Origin of the sequence: uncultured Campylobacter sp. (assembly GCF_938018035.1) — a bacterium.
GTDB lineage: Bacteria > Campylobacterota > Campylobacteria > Campylobacterales > Campylobacteraceae > Campylobacter_B.
In genome coordinates this window covers 1-26,608 of sequence record NZ_CALIJF010000092.1, presented here as the reverse complement: position 1 = coordinate 26,608, position 26,608 = coordinate 1, and the positions used below count along the sequence as shown (strand labels likewise).

General features: G+C 47.5%; 26 protein-coding genes, 1 tRNA gene and 2 pseudogenes. 6 read left to right on the top strand and 23 right to left on the bottom strand.

Going from position 1 to position 26,608, the window contains the following annotated elements; genetic code table 11:
• Positions 1-138: 138 nt before the first annotated feature.
• The 4 genes from Q0257_RS03105 to pheS are packed head-to-tail and all read right to left on the bottom strand — an operon-like array spanning position 139 to position 5,558.
• Complete coding sequence (locus Q0257_RS03105; RefSeq protein WP_298021422.1) at positions 139-975, bottom strand: 4-hydroxy-3-methylbut-2-enyl diphosphate reductase; 837 nt, start codon at positions 973-975, stop codon at positions 139-141.
• Positions 965-2,239 carry a 3-phosphoshikimate 1-carboxyvinyltransferase gene (gene aroA, locus Q0257_RS03100; RefSeq protein ID WP_298021420.1) on the bottom strand — a complete coding sequence of 425 codons (1,275 nt, stop codon included), beginning with the start codon at positions 2,237-2,239 and terminating at the stop codon, positions 965-967. The genes Q0257_RS03105 and aroA overlap by 11 nt, the downstream gene beginning before the upstream one ends.
• Entirely contained in the window at positions 2,236-4,566 is a 2,331-nt protein-coding gene (pheT, locus tag Q0257_RS03095) for a phenylalanine--tRNA ligase subunit beta (RefSeq protein ID WP_298021417.1), read from the bottom strand. Before pheT ends, aroA begins: the two co-directional genes overlap by 4 nt.
• On the bottom strand, positions 4,563-5,558 hold the full coding sequence (pheS, locus tag Q0257_RS03090) for a phenylalanine--tRNA ligase subunit alpha (RefSeq protein WP_298021414.1): 996 nt from the start codon (positions 5,556-5,558) through the stop codon (positions 4,563-4,565). Before pheS ends, pheT begins: the two co-directional genes overlap by 4 nt.
• Before the next feature lie 129 nt (positions 5,559-5,687).
• On the opposite strand from pheS, the gene Q0257_RS03085 reads away from it, so the two are divergent.
• Positions 5,688-6,044, top strand: coding sequence for a histidine triad nucleotide-binding protein (locus Q0257_RS03085; protein ID WP_177387424.1), 357 nt, complete (start codon positions 5,688-5,690; stop codon positions 6,042-6,044).
• Between the two features lie 535 nt (positions 6,045-6,579).
• Here the strand turns inward: Q0257_RS03085 and Q0257_RS03080 are convergent.
• Positions 6,580-7,023 carry a Dps family protein gene (locus tag Q0257_RS03080; protein WP_005873145.1) on the bottom strand — a complete coding sequence of 148 codons (444 nt, stop codon included), beginning with the start codon at positions 7,021-7,023 and terminating at the stop codon, positions 6,580-6,582.
• Positions 7,024-7,188: 165 nt separating this feature from the next.
• On the opposite strand from Q0257_RS03080, the gene Q0257_RS03075 reads away from it, so the two are divergent.
• The 3 genes from Q0257_RS03075 (at position 7,189) to Q0257_RS03065 (ending at position 9,199) form a co-directional block, all read left to right on the top strand.
• Complete coding sequence (locus Q0257_RS03075) at positions 7,189-8,109, top strand: M23 family metallopeptidase (RefSeq protein ID WP_306528386.1); 921 nt, start codon at positions 7,189-7,191, stop codon at positions 8,107-8,109.
• Positions 8,061-8,477 carry a polymer-forming cytoskeletal protein gene (locus Q0257_RS03070; protein ID WP_298021411.1) on the top strand — a complete coding sequence of 139 codons (417 nt, stop codon included), beginning with the start codon at positions 8,061-8,063 and terminating at the stop codon, positions 8,475-8,477. Before Q0257_RS03075 ends, Q0257_RS03070 begins: the two co-directional genes overlap by 49 nt.
• Positions 8,478-9,108: 631 nt before the next feature.
• A tRNA-Ser gene (locus tag Q0257_RS03065) sits at positions 9,109-9,199 on the top strand.
• 51 nt (positions 9,200-9,250) lie between these two features.
• Here the strand turns inward: Q0257_RS03065 and Q0257_RS03060 are convergent.
• The 18 genes and pseudogenes from Q0257_RS03060 to Q0257_RS02975 form a co-directional block, all read right to left on the bottom strand.
• Positions 9,251-9,880 (bottom strand): hypothetical protein, encoded by a 630-nt coding sequence (locus Q0257_RS03060; RefSeq protein WP_298021408.1) that lies wholly within the window; start codon positions 9,878-9,880, stop codon positions 9,251-9,253.
• 374 nt (positions 9,881-10,254) lie between these two features.
• Complete coding sequence (locus Q0257_RS03055; protein WP_298021405.1) at positions 10,255-11,472, bottom strand: 2-hydroxyacyl-CoA dehydratase; 1,218 nt, start codon at positions 11,470-11,472, stop codon at positions 10,255-10,257.
• Positions 11,472-14,426, bottom strand: coding sequence for an acyl-CoA dehydratase activase (locus tag Q0257_RS03050; protein WP_298021402.1), 2,955 nt, complete (start codon positions 14,424-14,426; stop codon positions 11,472-11,474). The genes Q0257_RS03055 and Q0257_RS03050 overlap by 1 nt, the downstream gene beginning before the upstream one ends.
• A 294-nt stretch (positions 14,427-14,720) precedes the next feature.
• A complete protein-coding gene (rplS, locus tag Q0257_RS03045; protein WP_005873155.1) occupies positions 14,721-15,077 on the bottom strand; it encodes a 50S ribosomal protein L19 in 357 nt (118 codons plus the stop codon).
• The gene (gene trmD, locus Q0257_RS03040) at positions 15,074-15,775 is read right to left on the bottom strand and encodes a tRNA (guanosine(37)-N1)-methyltransferase TrmD (protein WP_298021400.1); all 702 of its coding nucleotides are present in this window, start codon (positions 15,773-15,775) and stop codon (positions 15,074-15,076) included. Before trmD ends, rplS begins: the two co-directional genes overlap by 4 nt.
• The gene (gene rimM, locus Q0257_RS03035) at positions 15,772-16,302 is read right to left on the bottom strand and encodes a ribosome maturation factor RimM (RefSeq protein ID WP_298021397.1); all 531 of its coding nucleotides are present in this window, start codon (positions 16,300-16,302) and stop codon (positions 15,772-15,774) included. Before rimM ends, trmD begins: the two co-directional genes overlap by 4 nt.
• Entirely contained in the window at positions 16,295-16,537 is a 243-nt protein-coding gene (locus tag Q0257_RS03030) for a KH domain-containing protein (RefSeq protein WP_005873158.1), read from the bottom strand. The genes rimM and Q0257_RS03030 overlap by 8 nt, the downstream gene beginning before the upstream one ends.
• 1 nt (position 16,538) lies before the next feature.
• Positions 16,539-16,769, bottom strand: a complete 231-nt coding sequence (gene rpsP, locus Q0257_RS03025; protein WP_291939688.1) for a 30S ribosomal protein S16 — start codon at positions 16,767-16,769, stop codon at positions 16,539-16,541.
• A gap of 78 nt (positions 16,770-16,847) precedes the next feature.
• Positions 16,848-18,188, bottom strand: a complete 1,341-nt coding sequence (gene ffh / locus Q0257_RS03020) for a signal recognition particle protein (RefSeq protein WP_298021392.1) — start codon at positions 18,186-18,188, stop codon at positions 16,848-16,850.
• A gap of 66 nt (positions 18,189-18,254) precedes the next feature.
• Positions 18,255-19,004, bottom strand: a complete 750-nt coding sequence (locus Q0257_RS03015; protein WP_298021389.1) for an RluA family pseudouridine synthase — start codon at positions 19,002-19,004, stop codon at positions 18,255-18,257.
• On the bottom strand, positions 19,004-20,347 hold the full coding sequence (locus tag Q0257_RS03010) for a glycosyltransferase N-terminal domain-containing protein (RefSeq protein WP_298021386.1): 1,344 nt from the start codon (positions 20,345-20,347) through the stop codon (positions 19,004-19,006). Before Q0257_RS03010 ends, Q0257_RS03015 begins: the two co-directional genes overlap by 1 nt.
• The gene (locus Q0257_RS03005) at positions 20,344-21,051 is read right to left on the bottom strand and encodes a zinc ribbon domain-containing protein (protein WP_291939698.1); all 708 of its coding nucleotides are present in this window, start codon (positions 21,049-21,051) and stop codon (positions 20,344-20,346) included. The genes Q0257_RS03010 and Q0257_RS03005 overlap by 4 nt, the downstream gene beginning before the upstream one ends.
• Positions 21,052-21,060: 9 nt before the next feature.
• Positions 21,061-21,783 carry a Nif3-like dinuclear metal center hexameric protein gene (locus Q0257_RS03000; protein ID WP_298021382.1) on the bottom strand — a complete coding sequence of 241 codons (723 nt, stop codon included), beginning with the start codon at positions 21,781-21,783 and terminating at the stop codon, positions 21,061-21,063.
• A 167-nt stretch (positions 21,784-21,950) separates the two neighbouring features.
• Positions 21,951-22,787 (bottom strand): annotated as a pseudogene (gene glyQ / locus Q0257_RS02995) (glycine--tRNA ligase subunit alpha); the annotation flags it as partial.
• Positions 22,788-22,813: 26 nt separating this feature from the next.
• A pseudogene (locus Q0257_RS02990) lies at positions 22,814-22,981 on the bottom strand (effector binding domain-containing protein); the annotation flags it as partial.
• A gap of 27 nt (positions 22,982-23,008) precedes the next feature.
• Positions 23,009-23,290: a hypothetical protein gene (locus Q0257_RS02985; RefSeq protein ID WP_298021379.1), complete on the bottom strand. Its 282-nt coding sequence runs from the start codon at positions 23,288-23,290 to the stop codon at positions 23,009-23,011.
• Between the two features lie 3 nt (positions 23,291-23,293).
• Positions 23,294-23,794, bottom strand: coding sequence for a 5-(carboxyamino)imidazole ribonucleotide mutase (purE, locus tag Q0257_RS02980; RefSeq protein WP_298021376.1), 501 nt, complete (start codon positions 23,792-23,794; stop codon positions 23,294-23,296).
• Positions 23,791-25,053, bottom strand: a complete 1,263-nt coding sequence (locus Q0257_RS02975) for a peptidase U32 family protein (protein WP_298021372.1) — start codon at positions 25,051-25,053, stop codon at positions 23,791-23,793. Before Q0257_RS02975 ends, purE begins: the two co-directional genes overlap by 4 nt.
• 71 nt (positions 25,054-25,124) lie before the next feature.
• On the opposite strand from Q0257_RS02975, the gene Q0257_RS02970 reads away from it, so the two are divergent.
• Together Q0257_RS02970 and Q0257_RS02965 are read left to right on the top strand one after the other, a co-directional pair.
• Complete coding sequence (locus tag Q0257_RS02970; RefSeq protein WP_298021369.1) at positions 25,125-25,913, top strand: histidinol-phosphatase; 789 nt, start codon at positions 25,125-25,127, stop codon at positions 25,911-25,913.
• A gap of 159 nt (positions 25,914-26,072) precedes the next feature.
• Positions 26,073-26,608: glutamine synthetase beta-grasp domain-containing protein (locus tag Q0257_RS02965; protein WP_298021366.1), on the top strand; the 536-nt coding region annotated here is incomplete at its 3' end.

Sequence of the window (26,608 nt, the reverse complement as noted above, 5' to 3'; positions counted from 1 at the left end):
GAACCTTCTCGTTCACCTCAGCCATATGCTTCCTTTAAATTTATTTGTGCTTTTTTTGAAAAGAACTAAAATGCGCGATTCTAGCCAAAATTTGCTTTCGATTTGATAAATTTCTAAGAGTAAATTTGATAAGAGGGCTTATAAATTCTGCGTTAAATTTTCGATTCGCGCCACTACTTTTTTGATGATCCAATCAGGCGTGCTAGCTCCTGCGGAGATGCCGCAGAGGCTTTTGTTTTCAAACCACGAGCGTTCAAGCTCGCTTTCGTTTTCTATGAGATAGCTGTCTTTGCAAAAATTTTGTGAAATTAAAAAAAGCTGCTTGGTGTTGGAGGAATTTTTCCCGCCTACGATTATCATCACGTCGGCCTTTTGCGACAGGCTTTTTACGGCCTCTTGATTTTCCAGCGTCGCATTGCAAATCGTATTAAAAATTCTCAGCTCCCTCGCGCGCTGCATCAAAAAATCCGCGATTTTGGTAAAGCTTTCTATCTTTTTCGTCGTTTGCGAAACGACCGCCACGCGCGAGCCGAGCTTGACGTCTTGCAGCTCCTTCGTATCCATGATCACGAATACGCGCGATTTTGCGTAGGATTTCACCCCCTTTACCTCGGGATGGTTTTTATCGCCGAAGATCACGATGTCGTAACCCTCCGCGCTCATCTTTTCTACGATCTGCTGCGGCTTGGTCACGAAGGGGCAGGTAGCGTCGATGAGCTGCTTATTTTGCGCCTTTAGGTTTTGTAGATCGTCCTTTTGGATGCCGTGGGTGCGGATGATGAGCTTTTGCTCGTCCTTGATCTCGCTAACGCCCTCTAAGGTTTTGACGCCGAAATTTTGCCTTAGCCTGTTGATCTCTTCGGCGTTATGTATCAGTTCGCCGATCGTAGCGGCCTCGCCGGCGCTTTCTGCGATCTTGATCGCGCGCTTGACGCCGAAGCAAAAGCCGTAGCTTTTGGCCATCTCAATCTTCAACGCCGGCTCCGATCTGTCTTAAAATCGCGGCGAAGTTCGGAAACGACGTCGCGATACAATCGCTATCCTCGATGATCATCCCCGATCTTAGGCCTAAAATCGCAAAACTCATTGCGATACGGTGATCGCCGCACGGCGTGATGATCGCCGCGTTCGCCTCGCCGCCTTCGATCTGCCAGCCGTCCTGCAGCTCGCGCGCCTTGATACCGCAGGCGCGAAGCCCTTCGCAGGTTACCTTTATGCGGTCGCACTCCTTTACGCGCAGCTCGGCGGCATTTTTGAGCACGCTACTTCCTTGTGCGCAAGCAAAAGCGATCGCAAGCGCAGGCGCCTCGTCTATCAGCCATGAGATATTTTCGCTCACCTCCACGGCGTGAAGCGGCGCGTAAGCGACCTCTATGTCGCCGATCTGCTCGTAAATTTCGCTCGTTTTATTAAATTTAACCTCGGCGCCCATGCGTTTTAAAATTTCATACGCCTCTATGCGGGTTTTGTTTAGCAGCATATTTTTTAGCACGATGCGCGAGCCAGGGATTATCGCTGCGGCAACCGCGAAGAAAAACGCCGAGCTTGGATCGTTTGGGATAAAAATTTCAAGCGGTTTAAGCGGCGAGCTAAGCGGCGCGACTTCGATCCCAAGGCCGTTTCGCGAAATTTGCGCACCCATCGCTTTTAGCATCCGCTCGCTGTGATCACGGCTAAGCTCGGGCTCGCTAAATTTACATCCGCTGCCGCGCAAGGCCGCTAAAATCAGAGCGGTCTTTACCTGCGCGGACGCAATCTTACTCGCGTATTCAAAATACCCAAGCTTTTGCCCCAGCACCGCAATCGGCGCCTTTTCGCCGCCTACTCGTCCGTAAATTTTAGCGCCTACTTTGCAAAGCGGATCCGCAACGCGCCTCATCGGGCGCTCGCTTAGATACCGATCGCCGCACAGCACGAAAAATCCCTCGCGTCCTGCCAAAAAGCCCATAAATAGCCGCATCGCGGTGCCAGAGTTACCGCAATCAAGTGGGACGTTAGGCTCTTTGATAACCTCCGGCGGAGTGATTAAAATTTCGCCCTCTACGCGCTGTACGCGAGCGCCCAAAAGCTCCACGATCTTTAGAGTATTTAGCGTATCCTCGGCGGCTAGATAGTTTGAAATTTTACTCGTCCCCTCCGCTAGCAGCGAAAAGATCGCCGCACGGTGCGAGATCGATTTATCCGCGGCGATATTTGAAATCTCCGCCCGCAAAGGGCCCGCTTGCGCAAAAATTCTCATCGCAGCCCAAGTCCCAGCTCGCTGCTAAGAGCGGCTAAAATTTTATCGGTAAAGCCCGCGACTTCCTCGTCGCAGAGCGTTTTTTGAAGGTCTTGAAATACAAGTCTGATCGTCAGGCTCTTTGAATCGCCCAGGCTTTCGTCACTGTAAAGATCGCTCGGGATAAATTCCTTTAGTGCCTCGATTTTAAGGGCGTCTATACACTGCTTAATCTGCTCGAAACGCATTCCGCTCGGCACCAAAATACTTAGATCGCGCGATACGCTAGGGAACTTCGAATAAACGTCCGCTACGATATTTTCAAATTTAAGCTTGGAAAAATCGATCTCGCACAGATAGCTTTTATCCAGATCGCGCCCTGCTTCTACGGCGTAATCCACGCGCCCGATAAAGCCCACTATCTGCCCGCCTTGCTCGATCTGAGCTTGCTCGAATTCGCTTAAAAATTTCAAATTTTCGCTTGGGAGTCTAACGTTAAATTTACCGATGATGCTTTGGATTAAATTTGCAAAATACAAAAAATCCACCGCAGCGGGTTTTGCGCCGGCCGCGATAGAGGGCTCGGCTTTTAGTCCGCTAACTATAAAGCCCAGCCTTAGGCTCTGTTTACCGTCCGCATCAAACACCTCTCCTAGCTCAAAAAGCTTGACGCTTCTGCGGGAATTCTTTAAATTTCGCTCAGCAGACTCCAACAGATGATTAATCAGCGTCGGTCTTAGCGCGTCTAACTCGCCGTTGATCGGATTTAAAATTTTAACCTTGCACGGCTTAAAGCCTAAGCTTTCTAGCGCCTTGCCGTCGTCAAATACATAATGTACGCACTCGAAAAATCCCACTGCTGCCGCCTTGCTGCGAAGCTTGCGTCCATTACATAAGCTTACGTAGGTATCGTTTAGGCGGTTTTTTTCGTAGAAGCTTAGCGGCGCGGCGGCGATATTGTCGATGCCCACGATACGCACGATCTCCTCGCACACGTCGTGAGAATTTACGATATCGTGGCGGAAAGGCGGCACCTTGGCGGTGATTAGATCGGCTTCGACGCCCACATCAAAGCCCAGCCTTTTTAAAATTTTTACGATCTTATCGCGCGGAATTTGCGCGCCGATCATTGAGTTTATCTCTTTTTCGCTAAAGCCCACTATAAGCGGCTCCAAAGCATTTGAAATCTTTTGTGTGCCCGCATATAGGCTAACGGCTTTATTTTTAAGTAGCAATCTAAATAGCAGATCGAGCCCTAGCCTAAGCTTTGGCTCGCTGCCTCTACTTGAGCGATACACATGCTCGTCGCCTTTTAGGCCTTTGTTTTCGTTTACTGCTTTGGCGATAATTAGTGGCGCGGTGTAGTTTGCCTCTAATAGCACCACTTTGCTACTGCAACACGCCTTTAGCTCTGCGTCTTGGCAAATCCCTGCTACGCTAAGCAATCTCTTGCCCGCATAAACGCCGAACTCGCCGTTTGGCATAGGCTTTATGTCAAGCGCTACCTTGCCATCTGCGGAAGCGATCTTTTCAAAATCATAAGCGCGCAGCAATACTCCGGTAGAGTGAGTAGCGTAGTTGATGAAATTTTGCACCGCGCAGCTTTGCAAAATACCAACGCTTGCAAGACGCAAGGTCTGCTTTAAATTTAACTTCAGCTCGCCTTTGATCTCATAAGCTCGAAAAGCAAATTTAGCGCTTACCTCATCGCTTGCACGCACGCTTAAAATTCTACCGATACCAGGTGCTCCGTCGGCATCTTCAAATTCGTGCTTTTCCTTTAGCGGCAGATCAAGCGCTGCGCCTAGATCGCGCGCTATGCCTAAGATGCTAAGGCAGTCGCCGCGATTAGCGGTAAGCTCAATCTCGATAAGATCATCATTAAAAATTTTATACTCGCGCAGCTCTTTACCGAGCACGAGCTCGCCGATGCTGCTATCAAGCACCATAATGCCATCATTCGTCTTAGCAAGTCCAAGCTCGGTTGCCGAACAGATCATACCAAAGCTCTCCACGCCGCGAAGTTTGGCAGGCTTTATCTCAAGTCCGCCAGGAAGCACGGTACCGATTAGGCTAACCGCGACATATTGCCCTGCCTCGACGTTTTTTGCACCGCAGACGATCTGCAGACTCTGCTTACCGACATCAACCTCGCAGACATTTAGATGATCGGAATTCTCGTGACGACGCTTGCTTTTTACGAGTCCTACGACGACGCCTTTAGGAAGCGAAATTTTATCGTGAGCGTCAACCTCAAGACCGATGGAATTTAGCGTAGAAAGTAGCCTTTCGCTTGAAATTTCGCTTATGTCGATCCACTCTTGCAACCAATTTCTCGTTATTATCATTTAAACTGCTCCAATAATCTAATATCGCCTTCAAATAGCGAGCGCAGATCGGGGATACCGTGCAGCAGCATCGCAAAGCGCTCCACGCCGAGCCCAAATGCGTATCCGCTGACGTTTTTCCAGCCCACCGCTTTAAAGACGTTAGGATCGACCACACCGCTGCCTAACACCTCGAGCCAGCCCGTCTGCTTACAGACGCGGCATCCCTCGCCGTGGCAGAAAATACAGCTGATATCGACCTCAGTGCTAGGCTCCGTAAACGGAAAGAAGCTCGGGCGGAAGCGCACCTTTACGTCTCCAAACATATAGCGCAAAAATTCCTCTAAAACGTATTTTAAATTTGCAAAGCTCACGCGGTCTCCCTGCTCGACTACGAGACCTTCTACTTGATGAAACATCGGCGTGTGGGTTAGATCCATATCGCGGCGAAAGACCGCGCCCGGGGCGATCATACGCACCGGCGGAGCTTTAAATTTCTCCATCGTGCGGATCTGAACGCCGCTGGTGTGCGTGCGTAGCAGCCGCCCGTCATTTAGATAAAACGTATCTTGCATATCGCGTGCAGGGTGGTATTTGGGTAAATTTAGCGCCTCAAAATTATGGAAGTCATCCTCGATGAGCGGGCCGCTTTCGACGCTGAAATTTTGCGCGATGAAGTAATCTATGATCTTATCCATCGTCTCCATCACGGGATGCAGCGCGCCGCAGCTTACGTTTTCGTTAAAAAGCGTGACGTCGATTGCTTCATTTTTCATCGCCTCTTTTTGCTCCGCCGCTTCCAGGCTCGCCCTTTTTACAGCGATGAGCTCGCTGAAATAATCGCGCTTTTCATTCGCGCTTACGGCAAGCTCTTTTTTCTGCTCGGGCGCTGCGGATTTGAGCTCGGAAAAAAGCGCCGTTATGATGCCTTTTTTGCCGAAAAGCTCCAAGCGCACGGCTTCCAGCTCGCTTAGGCTCGATGCGGCGTCGATTTTTGCTTTAATCTCTTGCAAATTCTATCCTTGTGGTTAAATTTAATGGCGCGATTGTAGTTAAAATTTGATAAAAGCTAGGTAAATTTGCGTGTTTGGATTTTTTGGCTATAATCGCGGCTAAATTTCAACCTCATAAAAGGATCTAAAATGAACGTCTTTGAAAAGATCGTAAACGGCGAAATCCCGTGCAACAAAGTGTTAGAGAACGATGAATTTTTGGCATTCCACGACATCAATCCAAAAGCGCCTATCCACATCCTGGCGATCCCTAAAAAATGCTACGAAAACTTCCAAGTAACGCCTCCTGAAGTGATGAGTAAAATGAGCGCTTTTATCCAAGAAGTAACTCGCAAAATGGGGCTTGATAAGAGCGGATACCGTCTCGTTTGCAACTGCGGCGAAAACGGGGGTCAGGAGGTGATGCATCTGCACTTTCATATCCTCGGCGGAATGAAGCTACCGTGGGACCGTGTCAGCGACCGCAATACCGAAGAGAATTTTTAAGGCTCGAACCAAATTCTATTAAAATCAAAATTCCGTGAAATTGCAAAATTTTGCGGAATTCTTTGAAATTTTTAAAATTCCGCTTCATTTATAAGCACCGAGATTTTAAAAATAATCAAAATAGTAAAACTATAAGCTAAAATTTATCATCAGATACTAAAGAGCAATATAAAATTTATCACAAACTAGCTCTTAGCAAATGCTGTTTTTTAGCTACAAAGCCTTGGCTTTTAGAATTTTTACGGCTACGAAATTTGAAATCGACAAGAAATTTTAACGACGCGGCAAAATTTTAAATGAAACCGAGCTTTATAAAAAGAGTTATGCTTTTACATGGCGAATGAGTTAAATTTCAATTATATGAAATTTAAAACCTACATGAATTTTGCTTTGAATGAGCGATTCGGCTTTAGTTTTCAAGCAGAATTTAAAATTTTAGTGTGAAATCATAATCTTAGAATTTTAAAAATTTAAATAGTAGATTTAAGTTTTAGGGGGCATATGCCCCTAAAAATTTTGAAAGGATTTGCGAGGATTATTTGCTTAGCATTGAGCTTAGCATCCATAGGCGTTTTTCATAATCGCCGTAGTGATCCTGCGCAATATTTGAAGTCGTATCGTCGCCCTCTTCTTCGGCTACTTCTTGAAGCTTTTTAAATTCTTTTACTAAATACTCATAGGCTTTTTTAACATCCTCGAGTACCTCAGATACGCTATAGCTGTCTTTTACGCTAATCGGAGCGTCTTTTGAAAGCTCAATTAGATCCTTGGCCTTAGTTACGGCCTTGCCACCTATTTGAAGCGCGCGCTCAGCCATATCGTCGAAAAGCTCGCCCATCTCGTCGTATGCTTTCTCGGTGTAAGCGTGAACCTGCGCGAATTGTAAGCCCTTAACATTCCAGTGATAATCGTGGAATGCAACAAAGAACGCATGAGCGTCCGCCTGAAGTTTGTTTAGTTGTTTTACCGTTTTTGACATTGTGTCTCCTTTATTTAAAATTGCTGTAATTATAGCAAGATTTGCTTAAATTATAATTATACTAAATAATAAATTTTATCTTTTAGTGAAATTTTGAAATTAAATAGCTTTTAAATTTATCTACAATTTTTTTGAAATTTCAGCTATGCTGCATTATAATGCCGCATTATGAAAAACAAATTTATGATAACCATAACCGACCTTAACGGCTCTAGGAATTTTTTGCTTTCGCAAATCATCAAAAAGATCGCGTTATATTTGGTACTATTTGTTTTTACTGTTTTCGTCACAGGTGCACTATATATCAGGTATCTGGGCTCTAAAATCGACAGCCTTTCGCGAACTAAAACCGAGCTTAACGAGCTAAATCAAAAACTTCGCGACGGTATCGCGGCAAGTCAGATGGAATTTGAAGCCATCGAGGGTAAAATTTCGGATTTAGAGCATCAGTTTGGGCTTGATCCTGAGGAGGATGAGCGCGCGATCGACCGCCTATCTCACATCAAGCCTACTTCCGAACAAGAGATTAAAGAGCGCGCGCAAAAGATCATCAACGAAAAATTCTCCGACGCGCTGATAAAAGAAATTTTTATGCAGATCCCAAACGGCAGGGTAATGCGCACTCATCAACTCAGCGAGAAATTCGGCTGGCGCAACCATCCTATCTTAAAGCGCAAGCAGTTTCACCCAGGCGTCGATCTGCGCACTCCGCCCAAAACGCCTATCTACGCGCCTGCAGATGGTATCATCCAATACAGCGGCGCTGGCGCTACTGGCTATGGCAATCTAGTCGAGATTCGCCACAACTACGGCTTTACGACACGATATGCGCATTTGGATTCAAATTTAACTCGCAAAGTAGGCGAGTTTGTAAACAAAGGCGATCTTATCGCTTTTAGCGGCAACACTGGGCTTAGCACCGGGCCTCATCTGCACTACGAGATTAGATTTTTGCAGCTGCCGTTAGATCCGCTAAATTTCATCAACTGGAACGAAAAAAATTACAAAGAAATTTTTACTAAGGAGGAAGATGTCCCATGGCAATCTTTAATAAAGGCGATGCAAACACCGCTCAAACAACAATAATCTCGTCAGGCACGCTCATCAAAGGAGAGCTGCACCTGTCGTGCATTTTGCATATCGATGGCAATGTCGAAGGCGACGTGATCTCCGATAACACCGTCGTCATCGGTAAAAATGGTACCGCGCGCGGCTCGATTAGGGCCAAGCATATCGTAATCAGCGGCAAATTTTTCGGCAATATCGAAGCCGAGCTCGTCGAGCTGCTAGGCGGCGGTGTGCTCGTAGGCGACGTGCTATCGCAAAGCTTCGGCATCGAAGTGGGCGCAAAATTTAACGGAAAAAGCGCTGTAAGTGGCGGCGATCAAGCCCTAGTCATCGACGGCAACGCAAGCGAAGACGTCAAGCTCATCGACAAAGCTCTAGGCGAATAAATCGCGCACGTTTGGAATTCTTGGGATTTTAAAGGCTTTAGCTAACGGGGTTTTAGAATCTGATTGATATTGAAATTTTAGAATTTCTAGCCTTTGGAATTCTTAGAATTTTTAAGGCTTTTATCTTTGCGTAATCTTAGAGCGTAATCAATCTTAAAATTTGGAATTTTAAAAAATTCCAAATTTTAAAATCCTCACAACCAAAATTATTGAAATTTTTAAGCTTTGAAATTTTCGAAATTTTAAAGCTTAAATATGCTTAAAATTTTAGAATTACGCAGATCGTAAAACCCTAAATTCTAAAATTTTGCACTTGCACGGGGTTTTGAAATTTTGTTTGTAAGCCGGATTTTAAAATTCGCGCCCTAGAAAAATTTAAAATTTTAAAATTTCGCCGCAAAATAACGCATGGACGCAAAATTTTTGCTCGCACATACTTTAAAAGCTCGCGTAAGTTTTAAGTTTCGCAGAAGCTATGTAAGCAAGTATAAATTATCTACGCCGAGTGTTTTGACTCATTATAGCTCTTTGTGCCGTCAGCTCAAAATATCAGAGTGGTGATAAATTCTGCGAGCTGAGCTAATTTAAGCCCATTATTAGATTAGTTATGTATAATGCGATTTCTTTTTGTGGACAGATGGGTGAGTGGCCGAAACCACACCCCTGCTAAGGGTGCAGCTTCTAACCGGGGCTCGAGGGTTCAAATCCCTCTCTGTCCGCCACTACTTTAGAATTTAAATCAATAAAATTTCACTTCCGTGATTCAGTCAATTTTAGCTACCGAGGATACTGCCTAAAAGCAGCACTGGCATCATTAGCGGCATTACGATGAGTCCTTGTATGTCGGTATCCATTTTCGCATCGCGCTCGCTTTTGATCCCGCTATCGACCGCTATACGCGCGGGGTACTCGATCGGCACGCCTAGGCGGTGCGATCTGCGTAGCTCGTCGTGATCTTTTAGGCGCTTAAAATATTTGCCTTCGATCAGATAAGAGTAGCGAAACGTAGAACTATACGCGGGCTCCAGCTGCTCTGGGTCGTCCATCAGTTTAGCCTGCGCGGATAGCGGTAGATCGTATTTTACGAGCTCGATTTCGTGCTGGATATATGCGGCATCACTGCCTTCATTGTATCTGTCGATCGTGAGCATGCTTACGTTGCGCCTTATCGCGTCTTTATTTAGCGACGCCAGACTCGCGACCTTGGCGCGCACGGCGCTAAGATTCGCATCAAATACGTAATCATAAATCTCGCCGCTCATACGCAGCTGACCGCTGGATTCCGCGCTCATAGCGATGATATGCTCGCGCCCTTGCATGTAGCCCGGCAAATTCTTACTCGCGCATCCGCTAAAAATCCCACAGCATAGTGCCAAAACCGCGCCGCAAATCCAAAATTTCATAAACTTCCTTCGTAAAATTTAAAGACGGATTGTATTAAATTTTGCCTTAATGAGAGTGGAATTTTACGGCGCAGCGGAATAGAATTCTGTGGTGGAATTCCATGGCGGCGACGCGTAGAATTTCGCGCGGATTTGTATAAAATTACGATGAATTTCGTAAGAGCTGAAGCCGGAATGCACGGAAGAGGCAAAAGAAGCGCAAGGATGCTACCGAGATTTTAAAATTTCAAAATCTCGAGGAAATTTCGCGAAAGGAAGCGGGCCATTTGTGCGTCAAAATTTAACCGTCATCGCGAGCTTGCTTTTAAATTTTAAAATTTTATGGCAGGCTTTGGAATTTTAAAATTCCAAAGCTCTTTTTGATATGCGGCGCGCTACTTTCGATTTGCGTTAGCAAGCATCAGCTTTATGCGGTTTTCTTGATTTACCGCGCTTGCGCCCGGGTCATAATCGATTGCGGCGATGTTTGCTTGCGGGTAGTTCTGCTTGATCTTTCGGATCATTCCGCGCGCGATGATGTGGTTTGGCAGGCAGCCAAAGGGCTGCGCGCACACGACGTTTTGTATGCCGTGACGCATAAACTCGACCATCTCCGCCGTCAGCAGCCAGCCCTCGCCCATCTTCACGCCGTGACCGATGTAGCCGTCGGCGGCGGCGCGAACCTCGCTAAATGGGCTCGGCGCGCGAAAGCCAAAACGCTTCATCTGCTTAATCATCATGCGCTGGAAAAATTCCACTACTTTAGCGACCGCAAGCGAGCCGTAATACGCCGCGCCGCCCTTTCCGTAGAGCTGCTTGTCGTAAACCGCATCGTAGATGCAGGTAAGCACGAAGTCCATCAGCCCCGTATTTACGGGCTCGGCGTTTTCGCGAATGAGGTAGGCGTTTAAGCCATTGTTGCCGATGGGCGAGTATTTGAGATAAATTTCGCCCACGATGCCCACTTTTACTCGCGGCTTATCGTCGCGCTCGATTTTAGCGAACTGCGAGAGGATAAATTTGAAATTTTTCTTGAGATTGAAAAACGATCTTTGATCGGTCAAATTTTTGATCCGCTCGGCGCAGAATTCGTAAATTTCATTCGTTTGGTTTTTGATCTTTTCATAGGGCTTGCACTGATTATACAGCCCCATCATCAAATCGCCGTAAAATATCGCGGCAAAGAGCTTTAGAAGCGATTTTTTTCCGAGGCTAAATTCATTCTCATCTAGCGAGCCGAAATTTAACGAGATCGCGGGGACGTAGCTAAAGCCGCTGTCTTCAAGCGCTTTACGAAGCAAATTTATATAGTTGCTCGCTCTGCAGCCGCCGCCCGTTTGGCTGATGAGAAGCGCTACTTTGTGCGTATCAAACTCGCCGCTTTTTAGCGCGTCGATAAACTGCCCGATGACGAGCAGCGCGGGGTAGCACATGTCGTTATGCACGCTGCGAAGCCCTTCCTCGACGATATTTTGACGATTTTCGCCGAGCAAGACGCTCTTATAACCCTCGTCGCGCAGCACGCCTTGCATAAAGCGAAAATGCGGATCGATCATCGTAGGGATTAGGATCGTGTGGGTGGCTTTCATATCTTTTGTAAATTTAGCAAACATTAGCGCGCATCCTTTCTTGCTTCTTGTTGCGCGCCTTGCCTCTCGCGCTCTATCATAGTCGCTTTTAGGCTACGCAGGCGGATCTTGACCGCACCTAGGTTCGTAACCTCGTCGATTTTAAGTTGAGTGTAAATTTTACCGTTTTGGCGCAGTATGTCGCGCACCTCGTCGCCCGTGATCGCATCGATCCCGCAGCCGAAGCTGACTAACTGCACCAGCTGCATGCGCGGGTATTTACAGATGAACCGCGCTGCGCTATAAAGCCTGGCGTGGTAGGTCCATTGATTAAGGCTTTTCGTCTGCACCCTGCTAAGCGGCAGCGCGTCCTCGCTAAGCACTATAAAGCCCAAGGAATTTAGATAGCGATCGATACCGTGATTTATCGTCTTGTCGATATGATACGGGCGACCCGCTAGCACAATGGCGGGCGCGCCGCTTGCATTGATCTCCTTTAGGGCCTCCTCGCCTTTTATTAAAATGGTATTTTTATAGTTTTGCAGCTCCTTAAGGCCTTGCAAGACGGCGTTTTTCACAGCGTCGGAGTGAAATTTATACCCGGCGTCTGCGAGCTCAGCCTGCATCGTTTTGCAAAACGAATCTTGCATGTTAAGATCCACGTGCGGGTAGAGGAATTTTTTCTCCTCCAGCGCGCCTACGTTCGCGCGTATCAGCTCGGGGTAGTATGCGACTACGGGGCAGTTGTAGCAGTTCTCGCTGATATTTTCATCTAGGCTGTAGCTCATACACGGATAAAATATAAAATCGACGCTCTTATTTAGCAGATCGTAGATGTGGCCGTGCACGCTTTTAGCCGGGTAGCAGACGGTGTCGCTCGGGATGCTCTGGCTTGCCAAAAACAGCGTCTCTTTTCGCGGCTTTTGCGACAGCACGACGCTCATGCCTAAATTTTCAAAAAACGCGCTCCAAAACGGGATCATCTCAAACATATTCAAAACAAACGGAATTCCAACCCGCGGCGCATCCTGCTTCGGTGGCTTGCGATATTTTCGCAAAAGCTCGTTTTTAAACTCAAATAAATTCGTAATGTCGTGGCGGATCTCCTTGCCCGCGCCGCGCTCGCACTTATTTCCCGAGACAAATTTAGTATCGCCGAAGTAGCTGATCGTAAGCGGGCATTTGTTCGTACAGAGCTTGCAGACGCTAAATTCGCTGCGGTGGGTAAAGTTTTCAAGCTCGGCGCGACTGATCATATTAGTGCGCTCGTTTGCGTTATTTTTGGCAAAAAGCGCCGCGCCGTATGCACCCATAAGCTCGCTGATATCTAGACGGATCACGTCCTTGCCGAGCTCTTTTTCAAAAGCGCGTAGCACGGCATTGTTTAAAAAGGTACCGCCCTGCACTACGATGTTTTGCCCAAGATCATCGGCGTTTCGCACGCGAATGACCTTGTAAATCGCATTTTTTATGACGCTAATAGCAAGACCCGCGCTGATATCTTCGATCGTAGCGCCGTCTTTTTGAGCCTGCTTAACCGAAGAGTTCATAAATACCGTGCAGCGGCTGCCGAGCTTGGCGGGGTGGGTTGCAAAAAGGGCTAAGTTTGCAAAATCTTTGATGTCGTAGCCCAAGGAATTTGAAAAGGTCTGCAAAAACGAGCCGCAGCCCGAGCTGCACGCCTCATTTAGCACGATAGAATCGATATTGCCATCTTTAATGGAGAAACACTTGATGTCCTGCCCGCCGATGTCGATGATAAAATCTACTTTCGGATTGAAGTGGCGCGCAGCGCTGTAATGCGCGATCGTCTCGACGATACCGTAATCAAAGCGAAAGGCGGTTTTAATGAGATCCTCGCCGTAGCCGGTAACGCCGCTGCCCTTGATCTTGATGCGACCCTCGCAAAGATCGTATAGCTCCTTAAGACGCGGCAGCAGGATATCGACGGGATCGCCTTTGTTGGAGGAGTAAAATTTATAGAGCAGCTCGTAGTTTGTGCCAATCAGCACGACTTTTATCGTGGTGCTGCCGCAATCCACGCCCAAATACGCATCTCCGCTGTAGGTGTGGATATCCACTTTAGGCACGCTCGCGCGGGCATGGCGAGCGGTGAACTCGTCAAATTCCGCTCTGTCTTTGAAAAGCGGCGGCTCGGCTTCCAGCGCGGTTCTGTCGGGTTCCTTTTTTAAAAGCGCGATCGTTTCCTCTAAATTTAACGTCTCGCCCGTATCTTTTGCGTACAGCGCGCTGCCGTAAGCCACGAAGTAAGGCGCGATGTCGGGAAAGGTCGCGGTTTCGTCGGTAAGCTTTAGCACCTCTTTAAAGCGCTTCTGAAGGCCTTTTAGGAAAAACAACGGACCGCCCAAGAATAGGATATTGCCCTTGACCTCGCGACCCTGCGCAAGCCCTGAGATCGTCTGCTCGACGACCGCGGCGTAGATACTAGCGCAAATATCCTCTTTTCTAACGCCCTGATTTAGTAGCGGCTGAATGTCGCTTTTAGCAAATACGCCACAACGTGAGGCGATCGGGTAAATTTTATTAGCCGCAAAGCTTAGGCGGTCGAGCTCCGTGATATCCAGATGCAAAAGGTTGGTCATCTGATCGATAAATGCGCCGGTACCGCCCGCGCATGAGCCGTTCATACGCTCTTCAAGCCCGCCCGTGAGAAATAAAATTTTAGCATCCTCGCCGCCCAGCTCGATTACGACATCGGTCTTTGGAAACATTCGCTTGACGCCGAGCGAGGTAGCGAAAACCTCTTGGACGAACGGAATTTTGCAATTTTTGGCGATACCCATACCCGCCGAACCCGCTATGGCGACGCTGAATTGCTCGCCTGTATAGGTTTTTTGGATTTGCAAAATTTTATCCAGTACCAGCTCCTTGGGCTTTGCCAAATGCCTCTCGTAGCTCTTGCTTAAAATTTCATATTTATCGTTTAAAACTACCGTTTTAACAGTGGTTGATCCTACGTCAATGCCTAAAAAAATCACATCTCGCTCTTTACTGAATAAATTTTACTCGGCCGAATTCTCAAATTTAGCGCGAGCTTTCTAAATTAAAATTTGCATTTTATAGTAATATTTTTAAACGCAAATAAAATCAGGATATATTTTATCTTTTTCTATCGAGAAAGACGATTTTTAGGCAGTTTAAAATTAAAAATTTTAATGGAAAAGTTGTAAAATTTTAGATTTAATGCGAGTAGATTTTGCGCGAAATTTTTTAAAATCTCGCGCATTATAAAAAGAGCTTCCTTTTGAATTGGGAAGCGTAAATTTAAAGGATTATTTTCGAAGTTCTTTGATTTTAGCCGCTTTACCGCGTCTGTCGCGTAGGTAAAATAACTTCGCGCGGCGAACGCGTCCTTTTCTTAAAACCTCGATACTTTCGATACTCTCGCTGTAGATCGGGAAAATTCTCTCTACGCCGACGCTATTTGCGCCGATCTTGCGAATGATAAAAGTCTCGCTGACGCCGTTTCCGCGACGCGCAATGCAGGTGCCTTCAAAATTTTGAATTCTGCTCTTATCGCCCTCTTTGATCCTGATGGCTACCTTTAAGGTGTCGCCGGCACGGAAATCAGGCACACTTTTGCTTGTGATCTGAGCGTCCTCAAACGCTTGGATATACTTGTTTTTCATAAATTTCCTTTATTTCTGGCGATCTTTCGGTACATATCCGGGCGGAAGAACCTCGTTTTGCATAGCGCCATTTGATTTTTTAAGCTGCGCATTTTAGCGTGATTACCCTTTAAAAACTCTGAAACTATAGGTAAATTTTCAAAAACATCAGGCTTTGTAAATGCAGGCGCCTCTAGAATTCCGCCTTCAAAGCTTTCTTCGACGAGCGAGCTTTCGTTGCCCAAAACGCCTTTTATATTGCGGCTTATCGCATCGCACATGCAAAGCGCGCCGAGCTCGCCGCCGGTAAGGACGAAATCGCCGATGCAAAAAATTTCATCTACATACCTTTCGACTATACGCTCATCGATCCCCTCGTAGCGCCCGCAGATAAAGCATAAATTATCTTGGCTGCTTAGGCGCTTAGCATCGTTTTGGTTAAATTTTTTACCGGCGGGCGAGAGATAGATAAACTTCGCATTTTTAAATTTAGCTCTTACGTGTTCTATAGTCCCGGCAAGCGGCTCCGTGCCGATCAAAAGCCCCGCACCGCCGCCGATCATATAATCATCTACCTTTTTATACCGATTTGTCGTGAAATTTCGCGGGTTAAAAAAATGCGTCGAGATTATTTTCTTATCGACCGCACGTTTTAAAATCGAGTCCTCAAAATAGGGCGCGATGAGATTTTCAAACAGCGAGATGAAGATAAAATTCATGAATTTTCCAAAATCGCACGCGCGTTTTGCGTAAAAATTTTACGCTCGCTAAGCGAAATTTCTTTCACATAGGCGTCCACGTAGGGAATGAAAAATTCTTTCGGCAGAGCCTGTAAGATTAAGCTTTCATCCGTTTCTACCTCAAAAAGATAACCGCTTCCGATCTGCAATATGTCTCTTACGCGCCCCAAAACAGCGCCGTCTTCATAAATTTCAAGCCCGATAATATCGAAGTAAAAGAACTCGCCCTTTTGCAATTTGCAAAATTTTCGCGTGTCCTCTTTGCTACGGTAAAGAATTTGGTTAGTTAAATTTGCCGCCGCCTCTACGCTTTCGTAATTTTTAAAAATAGCGCTAGAATTTGCGCCGTTAAAGGATAGAATTTCTAAAATTTCGCCGTTTCGCAGATAAAATTTGGCGCCTTTTTTAAACTGGGAGGGGAAGTCGCTGCGATCGAAAATTTTAACCGCGCCCTTTAGGCCGATAGTCCGACCGAGCTTCGCGACCTCTAAAAGATCATCAGGCATCTTTGGCTTTGACGGTAATTTTATAATTGATCGGATCTTTTGCTTTATAGCCGATGATGACCGTCTTTATGGCGTTTATCATTTTGCCGTCCTTGCCGATGAGTTTGCCGGTGTCGGCCTTGTCGGCATAGACGATGATCTCGGTAAAGTTTTCACCGACCCGCTTTTGCGTAGAGACGGACTGCGGATAGTCGGCGATCAACTTTGCGTATTCTTTTATAAAATTTTCTACCATTTTATTTGCTTGTGATTTGAGCGACCCTATCGCTTAACTTCGCGCCTACGCTCTTCCAGTATGCCAAACGCTCCGCGTCGAATTTAATATTATCGCTCTGTTTTAACGGGTTATAAAAGCCGATCGTCTCGATAAAGCCGCCGTCGCGTCTTTTCCTGCTATCCGTTACCACGATGCGGTAAAAAGGCTGCTTCTTTCTTCCGATTCTTGTAAGCCTAACAACTGTTGCCATTTTTTCTCCTTAAATTTTTGTAAGTTTTAGAACTTGCAGATGGCTAAAACTTAAACATCTGCAAACTCTACCGAGAGATTATCTCGGTAAATTTTGCCTTTGAGCTATTGAGGCAAGCCCCTGCATGCCGCCCTTGCCCGAAAATTTCTTCGCAAGCTTCGAAGCGCCCGCGAACTGCTTTAAAAAGCGGTTCACCTCCACCTGCGAAAGCCCTGCGCCGGCAGCAAGTCTGCGCTTACGCGAATTATTTAGCAGATCAGGGTTTTCGCGCTCTTTCGGCGTCATAGAATTGATCATCGCTTTGATATGAAGTATCTCTTTTGAGTTTTCCAAATCGATATCTTTTATTTTATTCGCCATGCCGGAAAGCCCCGGGATCATACCGATCAAATTTTTCATATTACCGAGCTTTTTCACGCTCTCTAGTTGATTTACGAAATCGTTGAAATTAAACTCGCCCTTTTTGATCTTTTTGTTTAGAGCCTTAGCTTCTCTTTCGTCAAAAACGGCGCTTGTTTTCTCAGCTAGCGTCGCTAAATCGCCCTCGCCCATAATGCGACCGGTGATTCTATCGGGTATGAAGCCTTCCAGATCGGCCACCTTCTCGCCGGTTCCGATAAAGCGAAGCGGGATGCCAAGCTGCTGCGCGATACCAAGAGCTACGCCACCTTTGGTATCGGCGTCAAATTTGCTTAAGATCACGCCCGTAAGGCCTAAAATTTCATCAAATTTAGCGGCCGTTTTAATGCCGTCTTGACCGCTCATAGCGTCGGCTACGTAAAAAATTTCATGCGGATTTAAAGCTTTTTTCATCTCCGCAAGCTGTGCCATAAGCGCCTCATCGATCGCAAGACGTCCCGCCGTATCTACGAGCAGCACGTCATAAAGCCCGCTTTTAGCCTTGCTTAGCGCTTTTTCCGCAACCTTTAGCGGATCGCTCTCGCCCTCGATAAAAAACAGCTCGATCTCGTTTGCTTCGCAAAGCTGGCGGAGCTGTTCGACCGCGGCTAAGCGCTGCAAGTCGCACGCCGCAACCAAGACCTTTTTTTTACGAAGTTTCAGATAATTCGCAAGTTTTATCGTGCTTGTGGATTTTCCGCTTCCTTGAAGTCCCGTCATCAAAGCTACCGTAGGAGGCGTGCCGGCAAATACAAACCCTTGGCTGCTGCCCCTAGGCGCCGTTAAAATTTTAGTCAAATTTGTCTTGATGGACTGCAAAAACGGCTTCTGTCCTATCGTACCGATACGAAGATCGGCTTCGACAAGCGCCAAAAAATCCTTTACGACTTTGTGGTGCACGTCGGCCTTTAAAAGCGCCTTTTTTAGCGTCTCCAAGGCGTTTTTTAAAGCTTTTTCGTCATCGATTGTTTTTAATTTATTGACCGCGTTTTTAAACGACTCGCTTATGATCTCAAACACTTTGATCCCTTATAAAATTTTTAAACTTGCGATGTTACCTAAAATTAACTTAAAAGCCATTGAATATCAGAGCTCTTTAGGAATTTCAAAGCCGAATTCGTTGAAGCTTTTACCTAGCGGAGCTTTAAATTTTAACCCTAAAATTTCGGTCTCGTACGAGTGTAGAAACATCCGCTTCGCGCGGCTTTTAGCATATTTTTCATCGCCTATTACGCCGAATCCCGCATTTGCCAGATGCACGCGGATCTGATGCGTCCTGCCCGTCTCGATCCGCACTTTTACGAGCGATTTTTTGCCGCTTATCATCAGCGGATAAACCTCACTAAATGCGCTCTTGCCGTTTGGCGAAATTTTAGAAAACGCGCCGCTTCGGGTCTTTATCGTCAAAATCGGCTCGTCAAATTTCATCTCTTCGCTCACGATCCCCTTCACGATCGCGATGTAGCTTTTTTTCACGCGTAAATTTTTAAACTCCGCAATCGCCGCTTCGCGAAATTCTTCGTTCTTATATAGCAGCACGACGCCGCTAGTCTCCTTATCCAGGCGGTTTAGAAGGCTGAATTTATAGATTTTTTCCAAATTTTCGCTGCTCATAAAGGGCGGCTTATTGACCGCCAAAACGTTCTCATCCTCGTAAATGATCGCGGGTTTTGCGGGCTTCATCACGCTAAATTTAGTATTTTCGCCGAGCATCTCGCGCGCTAGAGCGATCTTTGCGCCGCGAGCGCTTACAAGTCCCGCATCGATGAGGGCCTTGGCTTCATTGTGCGAGATGTTCTCCTGCGCCGCTAGCAGTTTATAGGCTTTTTCTTGCATTAAATTCTTTCCTTGATTAAATTTTCTATCTCTTGCAGATCGCAAATTTTATCTATCCGTGTCCCCTTTAGCGGCCCTTTTAAAGCGCTTGAAATTTCGTTCGCCTCGCACAGAGCGATATTTTGTACGAGCCCGTACAGCGCCTTTTGATTATTAAAAAATCGCCCGCTGATGATCGGCACGCCGAAGCTCGCCGCCTCGATCGGACTATGTCCGCCGATATTGCGCAAAAAACTGCCGCCCAAGATCACGGCGTTTGAAATTTTATAAAAGTTCGCTAGCTCGCCGAAGGCATCAAGCAAGATAAAATCGCTCCGAAGTCCAGCGCCCTCGCTAAATCGCTCGAAGCTAAGCCCGTGCTCGCGCGCCCAAGCCTTGCAAATTTCACATACCTTTTCGAAGCGCTCAGGATGCCTCGGCGCCAGGATGATTTTTAGCTTTTGCGGCGCGGCAATCGCAGGCGCCGTATTCGGCATAGCGGACGAAGCGTCGCTTGAAGTCGCCGCATCCAAAGAAGTTGCGTTTAAATTTAGTGCTTCAGTCGAGCCCGTCTCGCTGTGAAGCTCGGCCGCAGCCAAGTCCGTCTCGCTGCGGATACTCGCTGCGCGCTGGTATTTTTCGGGCATATTTTGCGAACTGCGAAATTTTATAAAATCATTTAAATTCGACAAAATGAGCTCCTCTTCGCCCTCGTGAGTGTTTGAGATCGTAAGCACGAAGCTATTTGCGGACGCGGCGGAATAGTCCTTCGTCGCAACGGCGATATTCGCGCTTTTCACGTTGCCCGCGACCTTTATATTTTTTGCGCCGAGCTCCCGCAGCCGCGCCGCATCAAGCTCGCTTTGCGCAAGCACCAGATCGATATTTTCAAACGCTTTGCGATAGTAAAACTTAAAGCGCAGATAGCTCGCGTACGAGCGGTCGCTAATGCGCGCGTTTAGCAGGATCACGTAGCTTCCGCGCGCCTTGGCAGTGCGGATCAAATTTAGCCACAGCTCCGCTTCGAAAATCACCAGCACGCGGCTGCCCGTAAGCCAAAACGGAAGCCAGTTTTCAAACGGCAGGTAGCGAGAGTTCGGCGTGAGCGCACGCGCCGCACCGAAGCCCGTCTGCGTGGTAGTGCTAAGCGCGACGCTCTCAAATTTAGAAATTAGCGGCGCAAGAGCGTTTACCTCGCCCAGGCTGCAAGCGTGAAAGTGCACCGCAGCGGGGCTAAATTTAGGGTTTTTGTATAGAAAAAATCGCGCCTTCAGGCTCGTGCGGTATTTTTTTTTAAAGCTTAGGATAAAAATAAAAGGCGCAGCTGCAAGCCACGCCAAAAACGCCAAGGCGGTGTAGATCACTCGGCTTCTTTATATAAAATTCTGCCGCAATACGGGCAGGTTACGATGTCGTCGCTTTTGATGACCGCGGAATAGGTCTTGTCGCTTATGCGCATAAAGCAGCCGTAGCAGGCCTGTTTGCGCACCGGCGAGACCGCCGTATTGCCCGCCCATTTGCGGATCTTTTCGTAGAATGAGACGGTTTTGGGGTTCATCGCCTGCATTAACTTATCGCGCTTGGCGTAGATCGCGCCGCGAGCGACCTCAACCTCGCCCATCTCGGCGCTTACCTGCTCCTGCAAGCTTTTTAGCTCGGCTTCAAACGCCTCTTGCTTTTCGCTCTGCTCCTTTACAAGCGCTTCCTTTGCGGCTACGATCTTTTCTAGCCTTTCGATCTCCTCGTTTGTGGCTTCGAGCTGCTCTTTTGCGATGTCCTCTTCGACGCTAAGGGCCTTGATCTCTTTTTCGGTTTTTGCCGCGCCGCTTTTTTTGCCCGTGCTTTTTAGCTTGGACGAAAAGGCGCTAAGCTGCGCGTTTGCTTGTAAAATTTGAGATTTTAGCTCGGCGATCTCCGCATTTAGAGTTTCGATCTGCTCTTTTGCGCCTGAAATTTCGCCGCTTTTTTTGCTTAGTTTCTCCTGCGCGGCCTCGATTTTAGGCTTAAATCCGTCCAGCTGCTTATCGAATTCGCAAAGCTCTACCAATTGGCTTAAATATTTGTTCATCTTTTTCCTTTAATAATACGTAAATGGATTTTTTTGCTCGCTTATTATAACTTCAATTTCGCTTTTTTGCAAGAAAGGTGCGAGCGCGCGCCCAAAATAGCGCTCACTTTCAAAATGATTTATGTCGATCAAACTCACGCCGTTTTCTAAATTTTGAAGCGCCGTGTGATATTTTATATCGCCCGTGATGAAGCAATCCACGCCCAAGTTTTGATTCAGTTCGCTTCCGCTACCGGTACAAAGCGCGATATTTCGGATGAAATTTTTCGTCTTTACCGCGCGCAGATGCTCGATGCCAAGCTTGCGTTTTATATCCGCGCACAGAGCCTCAAAGCTCAAATCCGCGCGCATGAAAACCAAAAATTCCCGCTCATCCGTAATTTCAAATTTTAAAATTTCGCGCGCTACGAACCCGTTTAAAACGTGCTTGTCAAAATTCGTATGCATCGCGATGAGAGAGATATTTTTGCGGATCATCTCATAGATCAAATTTGCGGGATATAGCCGCGGATCAAGCGATTTTAGCGGACTGAAAATCAGCGGGTGGTGCACCACGAAAAGCGAGCCCGCCTCCGCCTCGCGCACCAGCTCGCTAGTAACGTCTAGGCTTAGATAGATTTTTGAAATTTCATCATCCAAGTTTCCGAGCAAAAGCCTGCTATTATCCCACGCCTCCGCGTCGCAAAAGGGCGCAGCAGCGTTTAAAATTTCATAAATTTCGCCCGTTTTCATAAATCCTACTTTGCGCTTTCATCCGCTTTGTCTGCGGAATTTTGCTTGCCGCAAGCGTTTTTTAAATTTGCGCCTGCGGAGTTTGCGTTTGCCGCGCCGCCCTCTTTGCCGCTTTTTTTATCGCTGCACGTCGCGGCATCCAGCTCGGCGACGTATTTTTGCGGATCTGCATAGCAAAGCGCGCAGTTTTTGGCAAGATCGCGGATCTTTAAAATATAATCCTGCCTCTGCGTGACCGAGATCGCTCCGCGCGCGTCAAGGACATTGAACGTGTGCGCCGCGAGCATGCAGTAATCATACGCAGGAAGCGCCAGGCCGTGCTTTAGGATACTTTTGCACTCGCAAAAGCAGTTTTCAAATTGATTAAAAAGCATCGCGGTGTCCGCAAGCTCGAAGTTGTATTTGCTAAACTCAAACTCGCCTCTTTTATGCACATCGCCATAGGTTACTAGCCCCGCCTTGTCGTCCCAGACGATGTCGTAAACGTCGTCTTTGTTTTGCAGATACATCGCCAAGCGCTCAAGCCCGTAGGTGATCTCGCCGCTAATTAGCTCGCACGTGATGCCTCCCACCTGCTGAAAATAGGTAAACTGCGTCACCTCCATGCCGTCTAGCCAAACCTCCCAGCCAAGCCCCCAAGCCCCTAGCGTCGGGCTCTCCCAGTTGTCTTCTACGAAGCGGATATCGTGGCTTTTAAGATCTAGCCCCAGCTTCTCTAAGCTTTTTAGATAGAGCTCTTGAATATTATCCGGGCTCGGTTTTAAGATCACCTGAAACTGATAATACGCGCCCAAGCGGTTTGGGTTTTCGCCGTAGCGTCCGTCTGTGGGGCGACGCGAGGGTGCTACGTATGCCGCGCGCCAAGGTTTGCTTCCTAGGCTACGCAAAAAGGTAGCCTGATGATAGGTGCCTGCGCCCGCAGGCATATCGTAGGGCTGAACGAGCAAGCAACCCTGCTCGTGCCAGTAGTTTTGAAGCGTCAAAATAATCTGTGAAAACGTCATTTTTATCCTTTTATCGATATGTAAATTTAAATTTTATCTTCCGAGTGCTTTTCAAAGTCCGTTTTAAAGGCTCTTTGCAGCTTCGAGCTTTCAAAAAATTTCCAAATTCCGGTCCAGTATTCGCCAGCTCTCGTAGGCTTGTTCGCAAAATCAAAAACCGCGTAATCGCCCGCTTCGATATGTAATTTTTCGCCGGTTTCATCGCGCTCATTTTTGCAGCACTAATTTGCGGATTCGCAAGCTTCGTCGTGGCTTTCTTTATGGTGCCCTTCCTTCGAGCAAGTTCCTATTAGCACGGAGTATTCGCCATGCGCGCCGTTTTCGTAGTCGTAATATGCGGCGTAAATTTCGTTTTTCGTGGCGCTGCTTCTGCTAGCGTTAAATTTTAAAAACTCGCCCCACAAATTTGCGATCATCCCTCGCCCGCTCACCTCATCTGCGTTATTCGTGCGAGCCTTTAAGCCGCAAATTTCAAAGCCTTCGCGCAATTTTAAAATTTTCAAAGTTTAGCCCTCAAGCAGCACTTCGATCTGCTCGGAGTCCTTTTTCAGCGCCTCCGCTTTTGCCGCGCGATCCGCCTTTAGCTTCGAGCTTAGCACCTCGTCGCTTAAAGCTAAAATTTGCAACGCCAGATACGCCGCGTTTTTCGCGCCCGCCTTGCCGATCGCAAGCGTCGCGACGGGGATGCCCGCAGGCATCTGCACGGTCGAATACAGCGCATCTACGCCGCTAAGCGCGCTGCCGCCGAGCGGGACGCCTAGCACCGGCTTGGTCGTATTCGCAGCGACCGCCCCAGCAAGATGCGCCGCCATGCCCGCCGCGCAGATGAAAACCTGCGCGCCCTTTTTCTCAGCGTCCGCGACGTATTTTGCCGTGCGGGCGGGGCTTCGGTGCGCCGAAGATACGATCATCTCGTACGCTACGCCGAATTCGTTTAAAATTTTAGCCGCCTCGTAAACGACCTCGTAATCGCTCTTTGAGCCCATTATTATAGAAACAAATTTCATTCTATCTCCTTTCTTAAAAAGCAAAACTCCGCGAGCTTCGCAGGCAGCTTAATCTCATTTAGATTGCCGCTGTGAATCTCGCTAAATTCCTTACCGCTGCGACTTTGCAGCCTCTTAAATTTTAAATACGGCTTGCCGCTAAGCTCGTAAATTTCACCGATCTCATTATTGCAAGGGCAAATTTCAAAGCCGCGCGGAGCAAAAATTTCATACGAAACGCCTGGCAAAATTTTATCTTTGACGCTTATAAACTCGCCATCCTGCGAGATCGCGCAGACCTGATGCGTGCCAAGCTCGATGCTGCGGTCTAAATTTTGCGTATCCTCGCGCTCGTACGGGCGCTTTATCAAATATCCGTCGCTAAAGCCGCGGTTTTTAAGCGTCGCGATCTCGCGCTCGTAAACACCGGCCTCAAATTTATCGCTCGCAGCATCGTCGATCGCCGCGCGGTAGGCATTCGTGGCGCACGCGACGTAGTATTCGCTCTTGGTGCGCCCTTCGATTTTGAAGCTGTCGATCGCGCCCGTTTGCATGATCTTTTGCACGTGCGAAATGAGGCTAAGATCCTTCGCATTCATTACGAAAGTGCCCTCCCCCTCGCGCTCTTGCAAGCGGAAAAGCGCGCTGGTTTCGGGATTTTTCGCATAAAGCTCATAGTTAAATCTGCAGTCGTTCGCGCAGCTTCCGCGGTTGCTAAAGCGCCCGCTTTGCACCGCACTTACGAGACAGCGCCCGCTGTATGCGAAACACATCGAGCCGTGCACGAAAATTTCAATCTCGAGGTTCGGAATTTTTTCTTTAATCTCCACGGCGTCTTTGAGCGTCATTTCGCGCGCCGCGACGATGCGGACGGCACCTAGATCCACCCAAACCTGCGCATCCAGATAATTTAGCACGTTAGCTTGGGTAGAGACGTGAATCGGAATTTCGAGAGCTACGGCTCGCGCGAGGTTCGCGACGCCCAAAGTCGCGATTAAAATTCCATCTACGCGCAGGTCGCGAAGAAATTCCAAATGCCTTTTGATATTTTCAAGCTGGCCGTTGGTCGCAAAGCCGTTTACGGTCGCGTAGAGCTTCTTGCCGCGCTCGTGCGCGTACGCGACGCCCTGCGCGAAGCTCTCCTTGCTAAATTCCTTCGCGCTTCGTTGGCGCAGCGAAAATGAGCCGGTACTCGCATACACGGCGTCCGCGCCGTAAGCCAGGGCGATTTTTAGTTTCGTTAAATTCCCAGCAGGAGCTAAGAGTTCGGGTTTTTTCAAATACATTCCTAGTGATTTTTTAAGCGCGATTTTACTACAATTTAGCCAAAATTTTATTTAAGGAGCAGTTGATGCGAGCCGATCTGCACAACCACACCTATCTTTGTAACCACGCTAACGGCGAGCCGCGGCAGTATTTGGAAGCGGCGATCGCACGAGGCATAGAAATTTTCGGCTTTGCGGATCACGCGCCGATGAACTTCGATCAAAAATACCGAATGAGTTTCGAGCAGATGGAGCTTTACGAGCGGATGATTAGGGATCTGCGAGATGAGTTTAGCGGGCGGATCGACGTGCGGCTGGGATATGAGGTCGATTTTATGACGAAAAAAGAGCTAATGGATGAGCGGATTTTCGCGCGCGAGGTCGATTATCTCATCGGCTCGGTGCATTTTTTAAACAACTGGGGCTTTGATAACGAGGAATTTTTAGATCAGTGGAGCGGGCGCGAAATAGACGACGTTTATCGCGAATACTTTGCGCTGATCTGCGCGCTGTGCAAAAGCGGAAAATTCGACATTTTAGGGCATATGGATCTGATTAAAATTTTTAAATTTACTCCGAAAAAAGATATCAGAGTTTTAGCAGGCGGCGCGATAAATGCGATCAAAAAAAGCGGCATCGTCGTGGAGCTAAACTCCGCGGGACTTCGCAAGCCCGCAAATGAAATTTATCCAAGCGACGCGCTTTTGGAGGTGCTTGCGGATGCGGACGTGCCGATCACGCTTAGCTCGGACGCGCACTCGGTAGCTCAAGTAGCGCTAAACTACGATAAAATTTACGCCAAAGCGCGCGAGTTCGGCTACGATAAGATCGCCGTTTTCAAAAACCGCGAGCGGCAGTTCGTAAATCTGGCGTAAATTTACGGCAGCCGCTTTTAAATTTAAAAAGGCACGGCGGCAAGAAATTTTAAAAATCGCGGCGCGCAAAACGGCGCAGATAAAGTCGAATTTCAACTAAATAATGTTAAAATCCGCCGTTAAATTTAGCCCGAATACGGGCGGAAAAAAGGAAAAAATATGGGAAAATTTGTTAATGACGTGAAGGAATTTTTTAAATTTTGCGATGAAAACGAGGTCGAGTTCGTGGATTTTAGATTTACCGATCTAAAAGGCACCTGGCACCATGTCGCTTACAACTACAAGCGCCTGCCGAAGGACTTCGCCGATGGAATTCCATTCGACGCAAGCTCGGTAGCGGCGTGGCAGCCAATCGATAAATCCGATATGATGCTAAAGCCCGACGTAGGGACGGCGTTTTTGGATCCGTTCACCGCGGACGTGACGATCATCGTCATCTGCGACGTTTACGACATCTACAAAAACGAGCTTTATGAAAAATGCCCGCGCTCGATCGCTAAAAAAGCCGAGCAGTTTCTGCAAACCACGGGTCTTGGAGATACCTGCTATTTCGGGCCGGAGAATGAATTTTTCGTTTTCGACGACGTAAAGATCATCGACGATATGAACTGCGCGATGTTTAAGGTAGATACCGAAGAGGGGCATTGGAACAGCGGCAAAAACTACAAAGACGGCTTTAATAGCGGCCACCGCCC